At 36.8% G+C, this 18,915-nt stretch carries 18 protein-coding genes and 1 pseudogene; 9 read left to right on the forward strand and 10 right to left on the reverse strand.

What is annotated here, in order from left to right; all coding sequences use genetic code 11:
• Positions 1-108: 108 nt before the first annotated feature.
• The 3 genes from pruA to PXG98_RS06755 all read right to left on the reverse strand — a co-directional run bounded on the left by pruA (position 109) and on the right by PXG98_RS06755 (position 3,836).
• Positions 109-1,737 (reverse strand): L-glutamate gamma-semialdehyde dehydrogenase, encoded by a 1,629-nt coding sequence (gene pruA, locus PXG98_RS06745; protein ID WP_276389802.1) that lies wholly within the window; start codon positions 1,735-1,737, stop codon positions 109-111.
• An 81-nt stretch (positions 1,738-1,818) separates the two neighbouring features.
• Entirely contained in the window at positions 1,819-2,205 is a 387-nt protein-coding gene (gene apaG / locus PXG98_RS06750) for a Co2+/Mg2+ efflux protein ApaG (protein ID WP_276389845.1), read from the reverse strand.
• A 386-nt stretch (positions 2,206-2,591) separates the two neighbouring features.
• A complete protein-coding gene (locus PXG98_RS06755; protein WP_276389803.1) occupies positions 2,592-3,836 on the reverse strand; it encodes a type IX secretion system plug protein in 1,245 nt (414 codons plus the stop codon).
• Between the two features lie 152 nt (positions 3,837-3,988).
• Between PXG98_RS06755 and PXG98_RS06760 the strand changes: the two genes are divergently transcribed.
• From PXG98_RS06760 to PXG98_RS06795, 8 genes are all read left to right on the forward strand, one after another.
• Complete coding sequence (locus tag PXG98_RS06760) at positions 3,989-5,338, forward strand: Na(+)-translocating NADH-quinone reductase subunit A (protein WP_276389804.1); 1,350 nt, start codon at positions 3,989-3,991, stop codon at positions 5,336-5,338.
• 1 nt (position 5,339) lies between these two features.
• Entirely contained in the window at positions 5,340-6,614 is a 1,275-nt protein-coding gene (locus tag PXG98_RS06765; protein WP_276389805.1) for an NADH:ubiquinone reductase (Na(+)-transporting) subunit B, read from the forward strand.
• Between the two features lie 2 nt (positions 6,615-6,616).
• Positions 6,617-7,366, forward strand: coding sequence for a Na(+)-translocating NADH-quinone reductase subunit C (locus tag PXG98_RS06770; RefSeq protein WP_276389806.1), 750 nt, complete (start codon positions 6,617-6,619; stop codon positions 7,364-7,366).
• Position 7,367: 1 nt separating this feature from the next.
• Positions 7,368-8,015 (forward strand): NADH:ubiquinone reductase (Na(+)-transporting) subunit D, encoded by a 648-nt coding sequence (locus tag PXG98_RS06775; protein WP_276389808.1) that lies wholly within the window; start codon positions 7,368-7,370, stop codon positions 8,013-8,015.
• 20 nt (positions 8,016-8,035) lie between these two features.
• Complete coding sequence (gene nqrE / locus PXG98_RS06780; protein ID WP_276389809.1) at positions 8,036-8,785, forward strand: NADH:ubiquinone reductase (Na(+)-transporting) subunit E; 750 nt, start codon at positions 8,036-8,038, stop codon at positions 8,783-8,785.
• Positions 8,782-10,089, forward strand: a complete 1,308-nt coding sequence (gene nqrF, locus PXG98_RS06785) for an NADH:ubiquinone reductase (Na(+)-transporting) subunit F (RefSeq protein ID WP_276389810.1) — start codon at positions 8,782-8,784, stop codon at positions 10,087-10,089. The genes nqrE and nqrF overlap by 4 nt, the downstream gene beginning before the upstream one ends.
• A gap of 70 nt (positions 10,090-10,159) precedes the next feature.
• Complete coding sequence (locus tag PXG98_RS06790; RefSeq protein WP_276389811.1) at positions 10,160-10,516, forward strand: Na(+)-translocating NADH-quinone reductase subunit F; 357 nt, start codon at positions 10,160-10,162, stop codon at positions 10,514-10,516.
• Positions 10,494-11,525: an FAD:protein FMN transferase gene (locus PXG98_RS06795; protein ID WP_276389812.1), complete on the forward strand. Its 1,032-nt coding sequence runs from the start codon at positions 10,494-10,496 to the stop codon at positions 11,523-11,525. The genes PXG98_RS06790 and PXG98_RS06795 overlap by 23 nt, the downstream gene beginning before the upstream one ends.
• Here the strand turns inward: PXG98_RS06795 and PXG98_RS06800 are convergent, their stop codons facing one another.
• From PXG98_RS06800 to gpmI, 3 genes are all read right to left on the reverse strand, one after another.
• A complete protein-coding gene (locus PXG98_RS06800) occupies positions 11,526-12,224 on the reverse strand; it encodes a class I SAM-dependent methyltransferase (protein ID WP_420909557.1) in 699 nt (232 codons plus the stop codon).
• Between the two features lie 74 nt (positions 12,225-12,298).
• Positions 12,299-13,117 carry a type I methionyl aminopeptidase gene (map, locus tag PXG98_RS06805; RefSeq protein WP_276389814.1) on the reverse strand — a complete coding sequence of 273 codons (819 nt, stop codon included), beginning with the start codon at positions 13,115-13,117 and terminating at the stop codon, positions 12,299-12,301.
• A gap of 23 nt (positions 13,118-13,140) precedes the next feature.
• Entirely contained in the window at positions 13,141-14,658 is a 1,518-nt protein-coding gene (gene gpmI, locus PXG98_RS06810) for a 2,3-bisphosphoglycerate-independent phosphoglycerate mutase (protein WP_276389816.1), read from the reverse strand.
• A gap of 229 nt (positions 14,659-14,887) precedes the next feature.
• On the opposite strand from gpmI, the gene PXG98_RS06815 reads away from it, so the two are divergent.
• Positions 14,888-15,277: an ankyrin repeat domain-containing protein gene (locus tag PXG98_RS06815; RefSeq protein WP_276389818.1), complete on the forward strand. Its 390-nt coding sequence runs from the start codon at positions 14,888-14,890 to the stop codon at positions 15,275-15,277.
• A 108-nt stretch (positions 15,278-15,385) separates the two neighbouring features.
• Here PXG98_RS06815 and PXG98_RS16475 read toward each other — a convergent pair whose 3' ends face one another.
• The 4 genes and pseudogenes from PXG98_RS16475 to PXG98_RS06830 all read right to left on the reverse strand — a co-directional run.
• The gene (locus tag PXG98_RS16475; protein ID WP_338150229.1) at positions 15,386-15,553 is read right to left on the reverse strand and encodes a DUF6747 family protein; all 168 of its coding nucleotides are present in this window, start codon (positions 15,551-15,553) and stop codon (positions 15,386-15,388) included.
• A gap of 268 nt (positions 15,554-15,821) precedes the next feature.
• Complete coding sequence (locus tag PXG98_RS06820; RefSeq protein WP_276389820.1) at positions 15,822-16,556, reverse strand: M15 family metallopeptidase; 735 nt, start codon at positions 16,554-16,556, stop codon at positions 15,822-15,824.
• 173 nt (positions 16,557-16,729) lie between these two features.
• The gene (locus tag PXG98_RS06825; RefSeq protein ID WP_276389821.1) at positions 16,730-17,896 is read right to left on the reverse strand and encodes a T9SS type B sorting domain-containing protein; all 1,167 of its coding nucleotides are present in this window, start codon (positions 17,894-17,896) and stop codon (positions 16,730-16,732) included.
• Positions 17,897-17,898: 2 nt separating this feature from the next.
• Positions 17,899-18,915 (reverse strand): annotated as a pseudogene (locus tag PXG98_RS06830) (hypothetical protein); the annotation flags it as partial.

Consider the following 18,915-nt stretch of genomic DNA (forward strand, 5'->3'; position numbering starts at 1 on the left):
AAAAGATATAACATTATTTTGGGTTTATAGTAAAACAACTCTTATTTGCTAAAAAAACCCCCAAGCTATAGAGGGCATGGGGGTTAGAATAGTATAATGCATTATTTCTTATCCAAGAAAAGGATATCGATAATCTTCAGGTGTAACAAAGGTTTCTTTGATAAGCCTTGGAGAAACCCATCGCAATAAATTCTGAGCAGAACCTGCCTTGTCATTTGTTCCCGAGGCCCTTGCACCCCCAAAAGGTTGTTGTCCAACAACAGCACCCGTGGGTTTGTCGTTTATATAGAAATTTCCAGCACAATTTCTGAGGGCGATAGTGGCTTCTTCTATCGCGTAACGATCGGCAGACAAAACCGCTCCGGTTAATGCGTATTCAGAGGTAGAGTCTACTAATTGGAGTGTTTCAGCCCAATCCGAATCTTTATAAACATAAACTGTCACCACTGGCCCGAATAATTCGGTTTCCATTGTCTTGTAGTGCGCATTAGTGGTTAAGATGACAGTTGGTTCAATAAAGAACCCTTTCGATTTATCGTACCCACCCCCAGCGAATATAGATGCATCTACGTCATTTTTCGCCTGATCGATAAAAGAGGCTAATTTATCGAAAGACGCCTCATGAATGACTGCTGTTATAAAATTACCCATATCCTCAGGTGATCCTGGTTGGTTGAAGGATTGCAAATCTTCTTTTACAAACTCCAGAATCTGATCAGCTTTAGACGCCGGTAAATATACTCTGGAAGCGGCGCTACATTTCTGACCTTGGAATTCAAAGGCTCCTCTGGTAATGGCAGTCGCTACCTGTTTTGAATTGGCAGAAGGATGGGCAATTATGAAGTCTTTACCCCCTGTTTCCCCAACAATTTTTGGATAGGTTTTGTACTTATCTATGTTATTTCCTATTTGTTTCCATAAAGACTTAAAAACGTGGGTGCTACCAGTAAAATGTATACCCGCAAAATCTGGACTTTCTAATACTTTAGAAGTAATCATCACTGGATCTCCATAAACTACATTTATAACCCCATCAGGTACTCCAGCTTCTTTAAAAACATCCACTATAATTTTGGTAGAGAATATTTGGCTATCGCTTGGCTTCCAGACTACAACATTGCCCATTAAAGCTGCGCTTGCAGGCAAATTACCAGCTATTGCCGTAAAGTTGAAAGGTGTTATTGCGTACACAAAACCTTCTAAAGGTCTGTATTCAACCCTATTCCAAATACCTTCAGCCGAATCTGGTTGTTCGGCGTAAATTTGAGCCATGTAGGACACATTAAACCTAAGAAAGTCTATCAATTCACAGGCGGCATCAATTTCTGCCTGATGAATGGTCTTAGATTGAGCGAGCATAGTTGCCGCATTGATTTTGGCTCTGTATGGTCCGGCAATTAATTCTGCAGCTTTCAGAAATATGGCTGCTCTTTGCTCCCAAGCCATAGTCTCCCACTTTTCTTTTGCTTCCAAAGCATTCTTGATTGCAGCCGTAACCTCTTTTTCGGAGGCTAAATGGTAATGACCAACAATATGTTGATGATCATGCGGAGGAGCCATAGTGCTGGTATTCCCAGTTTTAACTTCTCTATTTCCTATGTATAATGGGACTTCCAGAGAGCCATTGTAGAATTCTTTGTATTGCTCTAGAACCTCATCTCGCTCTGGGGAACCAGGAGCATAACTTTTTATTGGTTCGTTAATAGCCATCGGTACTTCAAAAAAACCTTTGTTCATAATGCACAAATTATGTTAAAAATATGTGCAAAGGTACTAAAACGACCTGCTATAATTTGCTAAAAAAAACACAAAGAAAGTCTAGTTTAATGCAAACGGAGCACTAAACTTAAAAGAAGGAATATAAACTCTAAATTTTTCTGTAGTACTAAAGTTTACCATGTTGTAATGTCCCTTCATGGCTCCAATGGGGGAGGCAAGTAGACATCCTGAGCTGTAGGTGTGTGATTCCCCAGGTTTTATTACTGGCTTTTTTCCGATAACACCCTCACCGTCTAAAACTTCAAAATCATTTAAGGCATCATAAATTTGCCAATGTCTGGAAGTTAACTGTACAGAATCTTTACTCTGGTTTTCTATGGATATAGTATAGCCAAAAGCAAAATGCATTTTGTAGTTTTTAAAGAAAGTGCCTTCAAAACTGGTGTTTACTGAAATCTTTATGCCTTTGGTAACTTGTGTAATCATTTTTTTGGTACTCATAACGCGGGTTTTTCCACAATGGCGCGGACGAACCGTCGTGCCAGCTAAAATAATTAAAAAGGCTTCAATAAGTATCTATTTAACAATACTTTTAAACTCTTGCCTCAATTTTGGTTTTGTTCAGATACTATCTAGTATTAATCGGGACATTTCTAGAAGTACTAATTACAATTTGCGGGCAAGATATTGCAAAGCAATTGATTTATAAAACTTTATGCTTCAATTTCGTTGTTGCGATATATTTTTCTGATGTAAATAGAAAGTTTTAGATGAACTAACCCAAAAGTGATCTGATATGTTAGGGCATAAAAGGAGAAATCTGTAATCAGGCCTACGCAAACCTAGAAATAGAGTTTGCTCAAAAAAGGTTTTTAGTTTGTAATATTTTCCGAATTAGTAGAGCCTATTCCTATTATGCTATCATATAAATCTCCAAAATTTCTGTAGTATACCAGTATCAGATATTGATTTTCAGTGAAATGAAAATTACCTCCAACTGCATTTAATTCAACCAAGCCGTCGGGATCTTTTAAAACATACTTATAGTTGTAAAATCCTTGTTTTAATTTAATGATAGCTTCTAAGTTCCCATTTCCCTCGTTATATACCATTTTATTCTGCTCCTCTAATGCATAATTGTTGAATTTTCCATAAACATAGACTTCACTTAAACCTATGTCCTCGGTATACGGTAGACTGAAGTGAATCATGGTATATTCTGCTTCCCTGTCCTGATCTTCCCCTTGCAATGTTCGGATAACAAAATCGCCATTTATATCTGGGAAATAAGTGTATTCTCTATCATATCTATAGACGTCTCTAAATAAGTAATGATGGTATAGTTCTTTGTATTCAATTCTGGAGACCGCGGAAGTAGGGGCTCTTAAATCACTGGTATCGAAGTTCAAGAATTCATTACCTCCGAAAAAACTGGTCTCTGCATCATATTTATAGCCAAGTGAAGCTCCAACAGTAAATTGGGGTGGAACATTGGTAATGGCATTGGACCATTGATAATTTTGTAATATGGCAACTTTTACTTCTTGCTTCGGATTAATGAGTTGGAAATTAGAGCCATTTATAGTAAACTGTACGGATTGTTTTTTATTGATATAGGTAAAATCTCTTGCATTTTTTGTTGTCGCTCCTACAGTTACTAAATCCTTGAAAACGACAAATCTTCTTGAAAACTGCATTTCATTTCTATCATTATAAATTTCTAAAACATAGTTTCCGCTGACTCTTAGGCTTAAAGCTTTATTTGGGATTCTTAATTTGTAGGTTGAATAGGCGGCAAGAGTATTATAGCTATTTTCATAGTTAATTATTCTTTGATTGTCCGTTCCTCTTAAATATTGAGATTTTAATAATTGCGATGGCGTCCAGTCATAATCGCAATGGACAATTTTATAATAGTAGTCTTGTTCGCTTGCGGTTAAGTCATCAAATTGCAGAAAAATCTGATCCCCAAGCTTTATTACAGGAAATTGATCGTCTGTAGGCCCTTTAAAAATTATGGTTTTAATATGGTCCGGCGGATTAACTTCCTCCTGGACCTGAGCAGAGATTTGGAGGCACGCAAGTAGTAGAAAAAAATGTTTAAGGAAAAAACGCATTCTTTGCATATTTTTCCGGTAAAGGTAAACAAAATGAAGAGGGAGGAAATTCCTATCGTTATAAAGCCTAAAATTATGGTTAATAATTATGAAAACAGTGTCATAAGTGCTATTTTTGCTCGAAATTTTGATAAACTAAAGGTTTATAATTTATGTCTAAAGACATCCGCATTAATAAAGGCTTAAACATCAATCTTGTTGGTGCAGCAGAGCAAACTACCTCCAAAGCAATTTTAAGTAACGTCTACGCCATCAATTTAGAGGATTTTCATGGAATAACCCCTAAAATGCTAGTAAAACAGGGTGCTGAGGTTAAGGCCGGAGAACCACTTTTTTACAGTAAGGACAATTCTGAAATGTTATTTGTTTCTCCGGTTAGCGGCGAACTGGTTGAGATTCTGCGTGGAGCCAGAAGGAAAATTTTAACATTAAAGATTTTAGCAGATAAGACACAAGAAGTGCTTGAGACGTCCCCTGTATCTGCAGATGCTGATGCAGTTGAAATACGACAAGCCATATTAAAATCGGGATGTTGGCCGTTTATTAAACAAAGACCTTACGACTGTATTGCAGATCCAAATGCCACACCGAAGGCCATTTTTATTTCTGCATATGTTACTGCTCCTTTGGCTGCTGAAATATCTTATTCCCTGGTTGGGAAAGAAAAAGAAATTCAGAGTGCGTTGACAGCCCTTTCTAAACTTACTCCGGGTAAGGTTCATGTGTCCGTTGGGAAGGGTGTACCCTCTATGTTTGATAAAATGAAAGATATAGAGATGCATAAGGTCTCCGGACCACATCCAGCAGGTTTAGTAGGAACACAAATAAATAAGATTGATCCCATAAATAAAGGAGAAACTGTTTGGACAGTAACTCCCCAAGACTTGGTAATCATTGGAGAGTTTCTGCTTACGGGTATATTCAATGCAGACCGGACCTTGGCGCTGGTAGGTTCTTCCGTAAAAAAACCAAAATACTACGTCGCCAAAATAGGTTCAGAAATTGCAACCTTCTTATATGCCAGTGGTGTAAAAGAAGAGAAGATAAGAGTTATAAATGGGGATGTGTTAACCGGTAAACGGTCTAAACCAGACGGACATTTGGGGTTCTACAATAATACGGTCAGTATTATTCCAGAAGGAGATGATTACGAATTTTTTGGATGGAATAAACCTGTTTTTGATAAAATCTCTATTACTAGAGCGTTGACATTTTCATGGTTACAGCCTAATAAGAAATATGATCTTACTACTAATACAAATGGAGAGCACAGGGCGTTTGTGGTTACTGGAATGTACGAGAAGGTCTTTCCACTCGATATATATCCAATGCAACTTCTAAAAGCTTGTATGGTAAAAGACTTGGATGAAATGGAGCAACTTGGGTTATACGAAGTGATTCCCGAAGATTTTTCCCTTACAGAGTTTGTGTGTATATCCAAACAGCCACACCAGCAAATAATTCGTGAAGGATTAGATTTATTACAAAAAGAAATAGGATAATATGAGCGATAAAAAATTAACTTTGAAGAAGAGATTACATATTCTTAAGCATCGTTTCCGAGGGAAAAAAATGGCTCCTGCTTTTAATGCAATCCATACCTTTTTATTCGCACCTGATGAAACTACACATTCTGGCTCTCACATAAGAGTAGCAGATGATTTGAAACGTACGATGAATACGGTGATCATGGCACTGATACCAGTCCTTGTTTTCTCTTTTTTCAATACAGGCTACCAGCATTATTCAGCAATTAATGGCTTTCCAGATAATTTTTCTTTAGTAAACGATTTTCTAAACTGGGATAACTTTTGGCTGGGTTTTATAAAGGTGATGCCCCTGGTAATAGTTTCCTACGGAGTGGGTTTATTAATTGAATTTATTTTTGCTGTTATTAAAGGGCATGAAGTAGAAGAAGGTTATTTGGTTACAGGAATGTTGGTTCCCTTAATTGTTCCAATAGACACTCCCCTCTGGATGTTAGCCGTGGCTGTGGTTTTTGGTGTGGTTATTGGCAAAGAAGTTTTTGGAGGTACTGGAATGAACATTTTAAACCCTGCCTTAACTATAAGGGCGTTTTTGTTTTTTGCCTATCCTACTTGGATGAGTGGGGATAAAGTTTGGGTGCAGGGAGCAGTAGAAAGGGCAGGCACACCAGATGCAATATCCGGTGAGACAGTATTAGGATATTTAGCTCAAAACAAAGGAGATGAAATGGCTTACACTGTTTCAGATATGTTCTTTGGTTTTATTCCCGGATCCGTTGGTGAAACCTCTGTACTTTTAATTTTATTGGGGGGCTTATTTTTAGTCTTTACTAAAATTGCAAGTTGGAGAATAATGGTTTCGGCGGTAATTGGTGCCTTGGTGATGGGCTTGATTTTCAATGGTGTTGTAGAAGCTGGTTGGATTGGTCAAAGTAGCGGATTTTATGGCTTAATGAGTTTTGAATTTTGGAAACATCTATTAGTAGGGGGTCTTGCATTTGGTATAGTTTACATGGCTACAGATCCAGTGACTGGATCACAGACCAATAGAGGTAAATGGATTTATGGATTTTTTATAGGATTTATTTCGGTAATGATTAGAGTGTTTAATCCGGCATATCCCGAAGGTGTATTTCTGGCAATACTTCTGATGAATGTTTTTGCGCCAACAATTGATCATTATGTGGTTCGTGGAAATATTAGAAGAAGATTGAATCGTTTAAAAAATGCAACAGTCCTCCCAACAAATTCTGGGGAAGAAGCAAAAGAACTTAAGGTTGAAACTATTTAGATATGGCAGTAAATAAGGATAATAACGGCTATACTGTAATTTTTGCAGCAGTAATGGTAGTGGTAGTAGGATCTATACTAGCCTATCTGGCTTCTAGTCTAAGTGACAAAATAAAAGAGAATGAGCGTTTTGAAAAGCAGCAAAATATTCTCTATGCAATGGGGGTAAACGAAAACAGTGATTCAGGTAGTGTTGATTTTATACCTGCCAATGAGGTGGAAGGTGTTTTCTCTGAATATATTACGGAGCAGTTGGTTATAAGTGGGGATCAAATTACACAGAACGACGAGGCCTACCTTATAGATCTTAAAAAGCAAATCGCTGCTATAAAAAAAGGGGAAACAGCAGAGCTTCCTGTTTTTATTGGAGAGAAGGAAGGTAAAAAGTATTACATCCTTCCAATGTATGGAAAGGGACTATGGGATGCCATTTGGGGCTTTATGGCTTTGGATGATGAACTTACAATTCAAGGCGTATACTTTGATCATAAAGGAGAAACTCCGGGACTAGGGGCGAATATAAAGCAGCGCTATTTCATGGACGATTTTATAGGAGAATCCGTATTAAGCAGTGATAGGATTGTTGGGGTATCTGTGGCAAAAGGGAATAACGACCCAGCCAACAAAATCAAGGACGATAATGAAGTAGACGCTTTAGCAGGAGCCACGATTACAGGAAATGGCGTTTCGGCAATGATTAGTGAGAGTATAAATTTATATAGAGATTACTTAGAATCGATAAGAGCAAAATAATATGGCACTACTTACAAAGAAAGATACCAGTCTTATATTAGATCCCTTGGCGGATAATAATCCTATTACCATACAGGTACTAGGTATTTGTTCTGCACTTGCAATTACCGCTGAGCTAAAAGCATCTGTGGTAATGGCGATTTCTGTGCTTTTTGTGTTAGGAGTCGGAAACGTTGTAATTTCTCTTATGAGGAATATTATTCCCTCCAAGATTAGGATAATAGTACAGCTTATAGTTGTTGCTACCTTGGTTATTATAGTTGATCAGGTTTTGAAGGCTTTTGCATACGAGCTTAGTAAAACACTTTCAGTTTTTGTTGGATTAATAATTACCAATTGTATTATCATGGGAAGGTTTGAAGCTTTTGCTTTGGGTAACGGACCTTGGCGTTCTTTTCTGGATGGTATTGGAAATGCCTTGGGTTATGGCGTTATCCTGATAATTGTTGGTTTTTTTAGAGAGTTGTTTGGTTCTGGAACTTTGTTTGGATACAAGGTTTTGGGAGATCCGGTTACAAAGACCGGACTTTATGCAACTGGTTACGAAAACAATGGGTTTATGATTATACCACCTGCAGCCTTAATTGTTGTCGGTATAATAATATGGGTACAGCGATCCAAAAATAAGGCGCTAATAGAAGAAAATTAATCTCCAATTCTCGTAGAATCATGTTAGAACATATAGAATTATTTTTCAAATCGATTTTTATAGACAATATGGTATTTGCCGTATTTCTGGGCATGTGCTCTTACCTTGCGGTGTCTAAAAAGGTTGCTACAGCAGTAGGATTAGGAGCAGCTGTAATTTTTGTTTTGGCCGTTACCGTGCCACTTAACTGGTTATTAGACCAATACTTATTGCAAGATGGTGCTTTAGTATGGTTAGGGCCGGAATATGCAGATTATAATCTTAGTTTTCTATCCTTTATTCTATTTATCGCAACCATTGCTACCATGGTTCAGTTGGTTGAAATAGTGGTAGAAAAATTCTCCCCTTCCTTATATAATTCTCTGGGTATATTTTTACCGCTTATTGCCGTGAATTGTGCAATTTTAGGAGGATCACTGTTTATGCAGTCTAGAGAAATAGAAACCTTAGGTTTAGCCCTAAATTATGGAATTAGCTCGGGTATTGGGTGGTTTTTGGCAATTCTTGCCATTGCCGCAATTCGAGAAAAAATCAGATATTCAAATGTGCCAGCTCCTCTGAGAGGTTTGGGGATTACATTTATTATCACTGGACTTATGGGAATAGGTTTTCAGAGTTTTGGTGGAATGTTAACCGGAGGAGGGGAAGAAGCCGTAGAAGAAGAAGTTACTTCTACAGCTACTAAGTTAAATGAGGCAGACAAAAGCGCTGGAGACAAACCAGAAGAGAAAGAGGTGTCATATAATAATTTATTAAAAGAAAAAGAATGATTTTAGCTACCAGTACTCTTGGAACAATTACTATTACGGTGATTGCTTTTATGTTGTTATTACTACTATTAGTTGCTTTGTTGCTTTTCACCAAAGAAAAACTTTCTCCTTCAGGGCCTGTTACGATCACGATAAATGGAGAGAAAAAAATAGAAGTTGCCTCGGGTAGTTCTTTGCTTTCTACCTTAGGGAATCAAAAGGTTTTCCTTCCCTCGGCATGTGGTGGAGGTGGAACTTGTATCCAATGCGAATGCCATGTATTGGCAGGAGGAGGTGAAGCCTTGCCAACAGAAACCCCGCACTTCTCCAAAAGAGAATTAAATGAAGGGGCTCGTCTTGCATGCCAGGTTAAGGTTAAACAAGATATGGACATAACCATTCCTGAAGAAGTATTTGGGATTAAGAAATGGGAAGGTACGGTGGTACGAAATTATAATGTGGCTTCCTTTATTAAAGAGTTTGTTGTAGAAATTCCTGAAGATATGGGTTACAAAGCCGGAGGATATATACAGATAGAAATTCCTCCTTGCGAGATTAAATATGCCGATATAGATATCACTGCGCACCCTGAAGAACATGAAACACCTGATAAGTTTCAAAACGAATGGGATAAGTTTAATTTATGGCCACTGGTTATGAAGAATAATGAGGTGGTTGAACGTGCTTATTCCATGGCTTCTTACCCTGCGGAAGGACGAGAAATAATGTTAAATGTTCGAATAGCAACCCCCCCGTGGGATCGTTCAAAGAATGGTTGGATGAATGTAAATCCGGGAATAGCCTCTTCATATATTTTTGCACAAAAACCAGGAGACAAGGTTACTATTTCAGGACCTTACGGAGAGTTTTTTATAAATGAATCTGATTCCGAAATGCTATATGTTGGTGGAGGTGCTGGAATGGCTCCAATGCGCTCACATTTATATCACTTATTCAAGACTTTAAAGACAAATAGGAAGGTTACCTATTGGTATGGAGGAAGGTCTAAACGAGAATTGTTCTACATAGATCACTTTGAAAGGTTGGAAAAGGAATTCCCAAATTTTAAATTCTATATGGCCCTTTCGGAACCATTAGAAGAGGATAACTGGAAGGTGAAAGAAAATCTTGATGCTCCTGGAGATGGATTTGTTGGGTTTATCCACAACTGTGTAATTGATAATTATTTAAGTACGCATGAATCTCCGGAAGATATTGAACTTTATTTTTGTGGCCCTCCATTAATGAACAAGGCAGTACAGAAAATGGGAGAAGATTTTGGTATCCCAGACGAACATATACGTTTTGACGATTTCGGTGGATAATACCATTTCATCATTATAAATACACTAAAAAGCCGATATCCAACATATCGGTTTTTTTGATATTAGTTTTATGAAGGCTCTGACAGAACAAGAATTGCACAATTTAGCGATGAATATTGTTGGTAAACAATTAGAGGCAGAGGGTTTTGAGTTTATGGGTGTTAATAGTAAACCTAAGAAAAATCCACAATTTGTCTGCTTAAAGGATAAGACCTTACACTTTATTGTAGTAAGAAATATTGGGTTCCCAAAAAACCCTAAGGAATATGATTTAGAATTGATGCTAAAAGTTAAGAAACAGGCAACGAAGTTTGAAGCCAGAACATATTATGCAGGAGTTGGATTGTCTAACGCAGAAGATCAGAATTTACCTGTTTTTTTAAACCAGTCATATATTGTGGATTATGAGGGACTTATTGAAATATAGTACTAAAGCTTTGACTACATTGGCCTTTGCCCTTATGGTCGTCGCCTGCCAAACTACACCAACCAGCTATATTAAGAATGTTGCCAGTGGAGGTGCTCTAGGTACTTCTTATAGTATTACTTTTCTCAGTAGCAATGAATTAAATATGGACACTGAGATTGATTCTGTATTTGTGGTCATCAATAACTCCATGTCAACTTATTTAGCTAGTTCGGATATTTCCCGAATAAATAGGGGAGATTCTACAGTAGAGGTGGATGACCTATTTCGTGATGTTTTTGTTTTAGCTGAAAAAGTATACAAAGAAACAAACGGATATTTTGATCCCACTGTTGGAAGCTTGGTAAATGCATGGGGATTTGGTCCGGGAGTTGCTATACATATGGACAGTACTCAGGTAGACAGTCTTCTGCAGATAACTGGTTTTAATAAGGTAGAACTTTTAGACAATGGCAGAATAGTAAAAAAGGATCCAAGAATTTATTTAGATTTTAATGCCATTGCAAAAGGCTATGCCATAGACCAAATAGCGAAGCTGATGGAGGTTTCGCATATAGAGAATTATTTGATTGAAGTTGGGGGAGAAATTGTGGCGAAGGGAACTAATAAAATTAAACAAAAACCTTGGGTTGTTGGTATTGATGATCCACAAATAGAACAGGGCAGAAGGCTTAAAATAACTCTGCAACTGAAAGATAAAGCTATGGCCTCTTCTGGAAATTATCGGAAGTATAGAATAGATTCTCTTACAGGAGAAAAGTATGTACATACTATAGATCCGAAAACTGGTTATACAAAGAATGGAAAAATTTTAGCTACAAGTGTTATTTCTAATACTTGTGCTGAGGCAGATGCTTATGCAACAGCATTTATGGCTATGAGTTTGGAGCAGTCAAAAGAAATCATAAAAAATAATAGAGATTTAGAAGTCTATATTATCTATTTAACCAATGAAAATACTGTTGCAGAATATATGACAGGGGGTTTTAAAAAGCTTATTCTGCCATAGCTATTTTAAAATTAAAGGAATAATTTCTCCTTTCGCTAGTCTATAATTATCTACTTCTTCTGGACTTAAGAAATTGGTATAGTCTACCTCATTTACCGTAAAACCTACATTCCTTAAGCGATCAAAATAATCTCTACCGTATACTCTTACGTGATCGTATTGCCCAAATATTTTAGCCCGTTCTTTTCTATCCGTTATAGAATTATCTTCGTAGGTGGTTTCTCTTTTTAGGTCTTGCGGGATTTGAACTATTCCCCATCCACTTGGTTTCATTACTCTATATAATTCTGACATCGCCTTTTTGTCATCTGGGATATGTTCCAAGACATGATTACAGAGGATAATATCGAAAGAGTTATCTTCAAAAGGCAGGGCACATATATCGGCCTTAACCTCGGCCAAAGGTGAATTAAGATCTGTAGTGGTGTAGGTTTTAAAAGGTAATTTTTTAAATCTTTTATAGAAAGCTTGCTCTGGCGCAAAATGAAGTACCTCATAATCCTTCGTAAAAAAATCAGTCTCCCTTTTTAAATATAACCAGAGAAGCCTATGACGCTCTAAAGATAGGGTAGAAGGGGAAAGCACGTTTTCTCTGGGAGATTCGTAACCATAGGGTAAAAATTTCCGGAAATGTTTTCCATCTATTGGATCTGTATACTTGTTACCTTTGAGGAATAGTTCGAAAAAAGGCCTTGCCAAATAACTCAATTTTATTAAAACTGGTCTTGGGATAGTATTAAGGGCTGATTTCAGAATATTGTTCAACAATGGTTCTATGTGGATGTCTTTGTTTGTTTAAAGGGTAATTCTTCGTCAGAAGTTATGCCTAAAGCCTCGTAGATATAATCAAAGGTTGATAAAAGTTGGGGTTTGCCATCAATAAGTGCAACATCGTGTTCAAAATGTGCACTGGGCATCTTATCGGCAGTTAGAATAGTCCAGCCATCTCTCAGTTGTTTTATTCTTTTAGTCCCCATATTAATCATAGGTTCAATGGCAACAACCATTCCATTTACAAATTTTTTACCCCTTCCTCTTTTTCCATAATTAGGCATTTCAGGACCTTCATGTAATTTCTTGCCAAGTCCGTGACCAACTAATTCCCTAACAACTCCATAGCCATGCCCTTCACAATAGTTTTGAATAGCAAAGCCAACATCACCTACTCGATTCCCTACCTTAAACTCGGCAATTCCTTTGTAAAGAGAAGTTTTGGTTACTTCCAGAAGTTGTTTAACCTCGGGTGAAATTTCACCCACGGCAAAAGTATAGGCATGATCACCGTAGTATCCATTTTTCAGAGCTCCACAGTCTACAGAGATAATATCCCCTTCTTTTAAAGGTTCCTTGTTGGGAATACCGTGAACTACTTGGGCATTGGGGCTTAAATTAAGGGTGTTTGGAAAATCGTACATGCCTAAAAATCCTGGTTCGGCATTCTGATCCCGAATAAACTCCTCAGCCAATTTGTCTAAATATAATCCATCTACTCCTGGCTTAATTTCCGAAGCCAACATTCCTAAAGTCTTTGAGACTATCAAAGCACTTTCTCGCAATAATTCAATTTCTTCTAATGTTTTTAAAATTACCATAACACTTTCTTCTGCTTAAGGTTTTAAATAAGAGAATTTCTAGTCATTGCGGCTGGCTTTTCTATATCCAATAATTTTAAAATAGTTGGTGCAATATCTCCTAGAACCCCATCATTAATGTGATCAATTTCTGGGTCAACTAATATTAAGGGTACAGGATTTGTGGTATGTGCGGTATTTGGTGAACCATCAGAGTTTACCATGGTTTCGCAGTTTCCATGATCGGCTATAACAATCGTAGTATAATTGTGTTTCAAACCTACTTCAATTACTTCTTTGGCACAAACGTCGACCGTTTCACAAGCTTTTATGGCAGCCTGCATATCCCCTGTATGCCCAACCATGTCGGGATTGGCAAAATTTAGACATACAAAATCTACTTCTTCTTTTTTTAGTTCGGGAATAATGGCATCTCTTATTTCATAGGCGCTCATCTCCGGTTTTAAGTCATAGGTGGCAACTTTAGGTGAGGGGCATAAAATTCTGTTTTCTCCTTCAAATGGAATTTCTCTGCCTCCATTAAAGAAAAACGTGACATGCGGATATTTCTCTGTCTCTGCTATTCTAATTTGTTTTTTATTCGCTTTAGCCAGTACTTCCCCTAAAGTTTCTTTTATATTTTCTTTATCGTAAACTACATGTATATTCTCATAAGAATCATCATAATTGGTAAGGGTAACATAGTATAAATTGAGCTTGTGCATGTTTTGCTCGTGCAGGTCATATTGACTTAGCACCTCGGTTAATTCCCTGCCTCTATCGGTTCGGAAATTAAAGAAAATTACTACGTCTCCGTCCTTGATAACGGCTAAGGGGTTGCCTTTTTCATCGGACTTATATAGTGGTTTAATAAATTCGTCGGTAATATTATTTTCATAGCTATTTTCCAAGGCTAAAGGAAGATCGGTTGATTTCTCGCCATTACCATTTACCAGTAAATCGTACGCCAGTTTTACGCGCTCCCATCTTTTGTCTCGATCCATAGCGAAATATCTGCCAACAATGGATGCCAACTTTGTGTTCTTCGAAGAGCAAAAATCAATCAAATCTTCTACAAACTGTTTACCGCTATGTGGATCAACATCTCTTCCATCCGTAAAGGCATGTATATAAGAGTTTTCTATGCCAAAACTTTCACAGACTTCAATAAGCCCTTTTAAATGATTTATATGACTATGAACCCCTCCATCGCTTAACAGACCAAGAAAATGTACATCTTTGTTATTCTTTTTGGCATATTGAAATGCATCCTGAAGTGCTTTCTCCTCTTTTAATGTATTCTGTTCCACAGCTAGATTTATTTTAGCCAGATCTTGGTATACAATTCTACCAGCTCCCAAATTCATATGCCCAACTTCACTGTTACCCATCTGGCCTTCTGGCAGGCCTACGTTCATACCATCTGTGAGAAGATTGGCGTTCGGATACTTTTTATAAAGCGAGTCAATATATGGTGTATTTGCATTCTCAATTGCGGATACTGAGGGGTCTGGAGATTTACCCCATCCATCTAGAATCATTAGGATGGTTTTTTTGCTCATATCATCAAAATTATTTGGGCACTAAAATACAGTGATTTACAATGCTATACCAATAAACTATGTTTGATTTTAGATATTTTCAACTAGAAATCACAGTTTGAACATCTCCTAAAAACAGCAGACTTTGTTAAAGTTTCGTTATATAAGTGTTAAAGCTGAAACAATATGCGATTGAAGGCGTCTATTAAAATATAAACAAAATCTATTCATCAAATTAAAAACAATCATCATGAGAAAAACAATTTTAACAATGTCCGCTGCATTTTTAATGGTAGTGTCAGCAGTTCAAGCAAAAGATTTAAACTATTCCGATACCTCAACTACGGTATTTACGGAGGTTAAAGCTTTGGCATTAAATTCTTTTTGTAAGGCTATTTTACAGGGAGATATTGAGACCGTAAAAAAATTAATAGACTTAGGTGAAGATGTAAACCAAAAATCTTTGGGCATGACACCAGCAATGTTTGCAGCCAGATATAACAAGGCTGAAATTTTAGAATTATTAATTGAAAACGGCGCAAACTTAAAAATGAAAAGCGATAAAGGATATACAGCTAAAAAAATTGCAGAATTATCAAATGCACAAGACGCATTGGCAGTTTTAAAAACTACCACCTAAAATAAGTTTATTCATCAATCAAAAAAACCCCGGCGTAACACCGGGGTTTTTCAATTTAAACAGATTTACTTCTTATAGTGTTCTGGTAAAAGAGTAAACAATAGAAAATTAAAATTCAAATCCAGTAAAGGCTCTATAGATAAATGCGTAAATAGCCATTGATAACAAAACAACACAAAATAAGGAGTATATCTTTAAAAGAATGACTACAAACTCTGGCTTACAATTATCAAAAGCTTCAATATAAAGACTTTTAAAATGCAATAGCGTTCCCATATAGTTTCATTTTACAGTGATAAATCAAAGCTATAAGGGTTAAGTAATATGTAGTATTAAGATTTGGAGTAGAATCAAATATACAAAAAAAAGGTAATGTCCCTTTAGAAATCTGATTAACGAACACTTTTACCTTTTTAGAACACTTTTTCTAATAATTCTTGCTTGCTGTTTGAATTATTTATGACTTTTAGGGTGTTTAAAAAGTATGTAAAAATCTTATGCTTTTTAGACTAAATGGAGTGCTTCTTACTAGAAAAAATAATTCTTATAATAAATAGGGGTTAATATCCAAGACATTATCTTCAATATAGCTTTTAAGAAAACCCGAGGTAAATTGATCGCTACCTATAAATTCTTCTTTTTCTAATTGCTTCATAATATTCTTACTGCGGAAAGCAGTTAGCATAGGTTTAGAAAGAGGCGCATAGCTATAATGCCATGGTTCATATTTGAACCCTCTTCTTTTCGGGTCGTCGGTATAAACTAAATAAAAACCAAAACTTTCAGAATTTTTATCCATCCACTCTTTCAAAGGCGAATAAGGTCCCTTGCCTTCGAATTTTTCGGTTACCAAAACATCACCCTGTGGTTCTACTGTACCATCAATAATATCCATGTCGGTCCCCCAATGATGTCTGCTTGTGCCAGGAATTGTTGAATATTCAACTATTTTGTCAATGGCATCGAGAGGAATCATATTGCTTTCTTCTGTATAACTTAAGTACTTTCTTTCGAATATTTGGGCTTGTCTTTCAAAGCTTCTATAGCTCGAGACAATTTTAATATCTATTCCACTATCTAAAGCAACATCCCTCATATTTAAGAAAGCATCATAGGCCTCTTCTTTCAGATTGATATCTTCACCAAACAATTCTATATCTGCTTTACCCATTAATTCTTCAATGGTATAGTCTAAATTATGTTGGAATATAGAAATAGGAGTTGTGGTTAATGCCAGTGAGGCGAAACTGCTATTTTTAATAAAAGATCTTCTTTTCATTACGTTTTTCTTAGATGAAATCTTGTAAAGTTCTAACTCAGTTAAAAATTTCGTAAACACCAATGCAGGAAATCAGTAATTTTTAATAACCAAGACTTCTCAAAGTTACTAAGTATTTCAATATAAATAGAAGCCTTGAAAGTGGCTTTTCTCCTAGTCTTAAATTATATTTCTTATTTGGGATTGGCTAAATATAAATATCCTTGGTGTTTCTTTCTTAATTCATTTAAAGTCAAAATATAAAAATAGACACCTGATTCTAATCCCGAATCTCTCTTGATGGTTAGACTAACATTAGCTCGCCCATCAAACTGGTTAGCATAGTTTTCTAATTTATAAACCAAGACCCCGTAACGATTATATATTTCGATATTATTGTCGGGATATTCTTCAATTCCTTCAATAACTAGAAAATCATTTTCACCATCTCCATTTGGATTCACATAATAATTCCCAAGCTCTAAATCTTCTAAATCCTCGTCATCATCTCTGTTTCCACCAAGGGTAATAATATTATAATCATTAGGTATAAATAAATCAGAAGTTATAGATCCACTAGATATGCTGCCATTAACCTCTGTATTACCTAGGTTAACCCAAAGGTTGTCTGCTTTGCTCCATCCCACTACTTTTAAATCGGAGAGGGTTTCACCTAGAGTTTCTATGTTACTCATAGAGTCCCAAAGTAAGGTAACATATGATGGGAGATCACCTTCTAATTTCCAAAATTCATTATTGCTAATGCTTAGAAATTCGGTAGAGGTGTTTTGTGTGTCAAATTGTGAAGGCAAGGAATCAGGGTTATTAGGATCTTCATAATAGTAGGCACATTTGGCTGAGGAATTTATGGCAATAGAGTTAATGGTTAGAGGACTATATCTGGTATTATCACCTACTGGGAAAGTAAAAGTCTCTTTGTTAATTATTCCAGAAAACCCATCTACCATGCTAGAAGTACCAGCCCCATTGTAGAATGATACATCCAAAAAGTCTAAAGAATTGTTAGAAATATCTTTTTGTGTTATTATATTTCCACTGATAAAGTTGACATTATTTTGGGCACCTAGGGAGGTGTCGAGATTTAGTGTTTCGTCCACGATTATTTCAATATCGTTGAAAATAGCAACGTTTGCTCCTGAAATTCTCAGTGACTTTCCTATACCATATAGCCCTAATAGTCCTAGGTTTTGATCAAAAACGCCATCATTTATTAAGTCTAAGTGTAATCCTACTTGTGCAGTTTCATGAATTTGGACAGAACCGAAGTTGTGGAAGGCTTCCTGTGCAACTATTAAAGAGCAATAGTTAATAAATAATAAGAATACGAATTTATTCTTCATGATTATTTTAATTTATTAATCATAAAACTAGATTCATTTGCTGCACTAAATCTTACCGTACCGCTATTTGCTTCTCTGTATGTAATAATTGTTATAACTGCATTGGCGGGTAATTCTAGGATTTCACTAATATGGATACTAGAATGATCATGCCCACTATTCCATCTTATATACCCACTAGCACCTATGGCTCCTACTGGAGTTCCATTTACGGCAATCCTTGCATTTACATTAGTTCTTTGTCTGTTTCCTCCGGAATTGATGCCTTCCAAAGACAAATTTGCCCTTATGTCGTACCTCCCTGCTTCTAACACAGTCAAGGTCGTTGTCGTATTTTGATATAAATTGGTGCCATCATCTCGATAAGAAAGATTTCCAAAAATTGGAGCAAGGGTATTGTTGACATTTAGATTTGTAGTAGTATTTGAGTTTAACCATCTTGCACCGAAATTAACCTTCGATCTTTTTAAAACACCAGTAGCATCTACCGACATGATATTGTCTGTATTATCCGCCGTAGTTAGCGTTCTTATTCGGGTGTTACCATTTATATCCAAAGTTGCGGAAGGGGAAGTAGTCCCAATTCCCAATCTGGAGTTGGTGTTATCCCAAAAAAGTTGGTTGTTATTTTCCGTAATAAGACCATCACTGCCAGCAAAGAATATAGATCCAGCTGTACCGCTTACATCCGTTCCATCAGCCCCGGGGACACCCTGTATGCCTTGTGGTCCTTGCGGACCGGTCAAACCAATAGGCCCCTGCGGTCCTGTTGGTCCTGGATCTCCTTGTATTCCTTGAGGTCCGGTTGCACCAGTCAAACCTATGGGTCCCTGTGGACCATCCGCACCGGTTAAACCTATTGGCCCTTGCGGTCCTGGATCTCCCTGTATTCCTTGCGGACCTGTTGCTCCGGTTAAGCCTATTGGTCCCTGTGGACCATCAGCTCCGGTTAAACCTATTGGCCCTTGCGGTCCTGGATCTCCCTGTATTCCTTGCGGACCTGTTGCTCCGGTTAAGCC

Source organism: Eudoraea chungangensis (genome assembly GCF_029360665.1).
In the GTDB taxonomy this organism is placed as follows: domain Bacteria; phylum Bacteroidota; class Bacteroidia; order Flavobacteriales; family Flavobacteriaceae; genus Eudoraea; species Eudoraea chungangensis.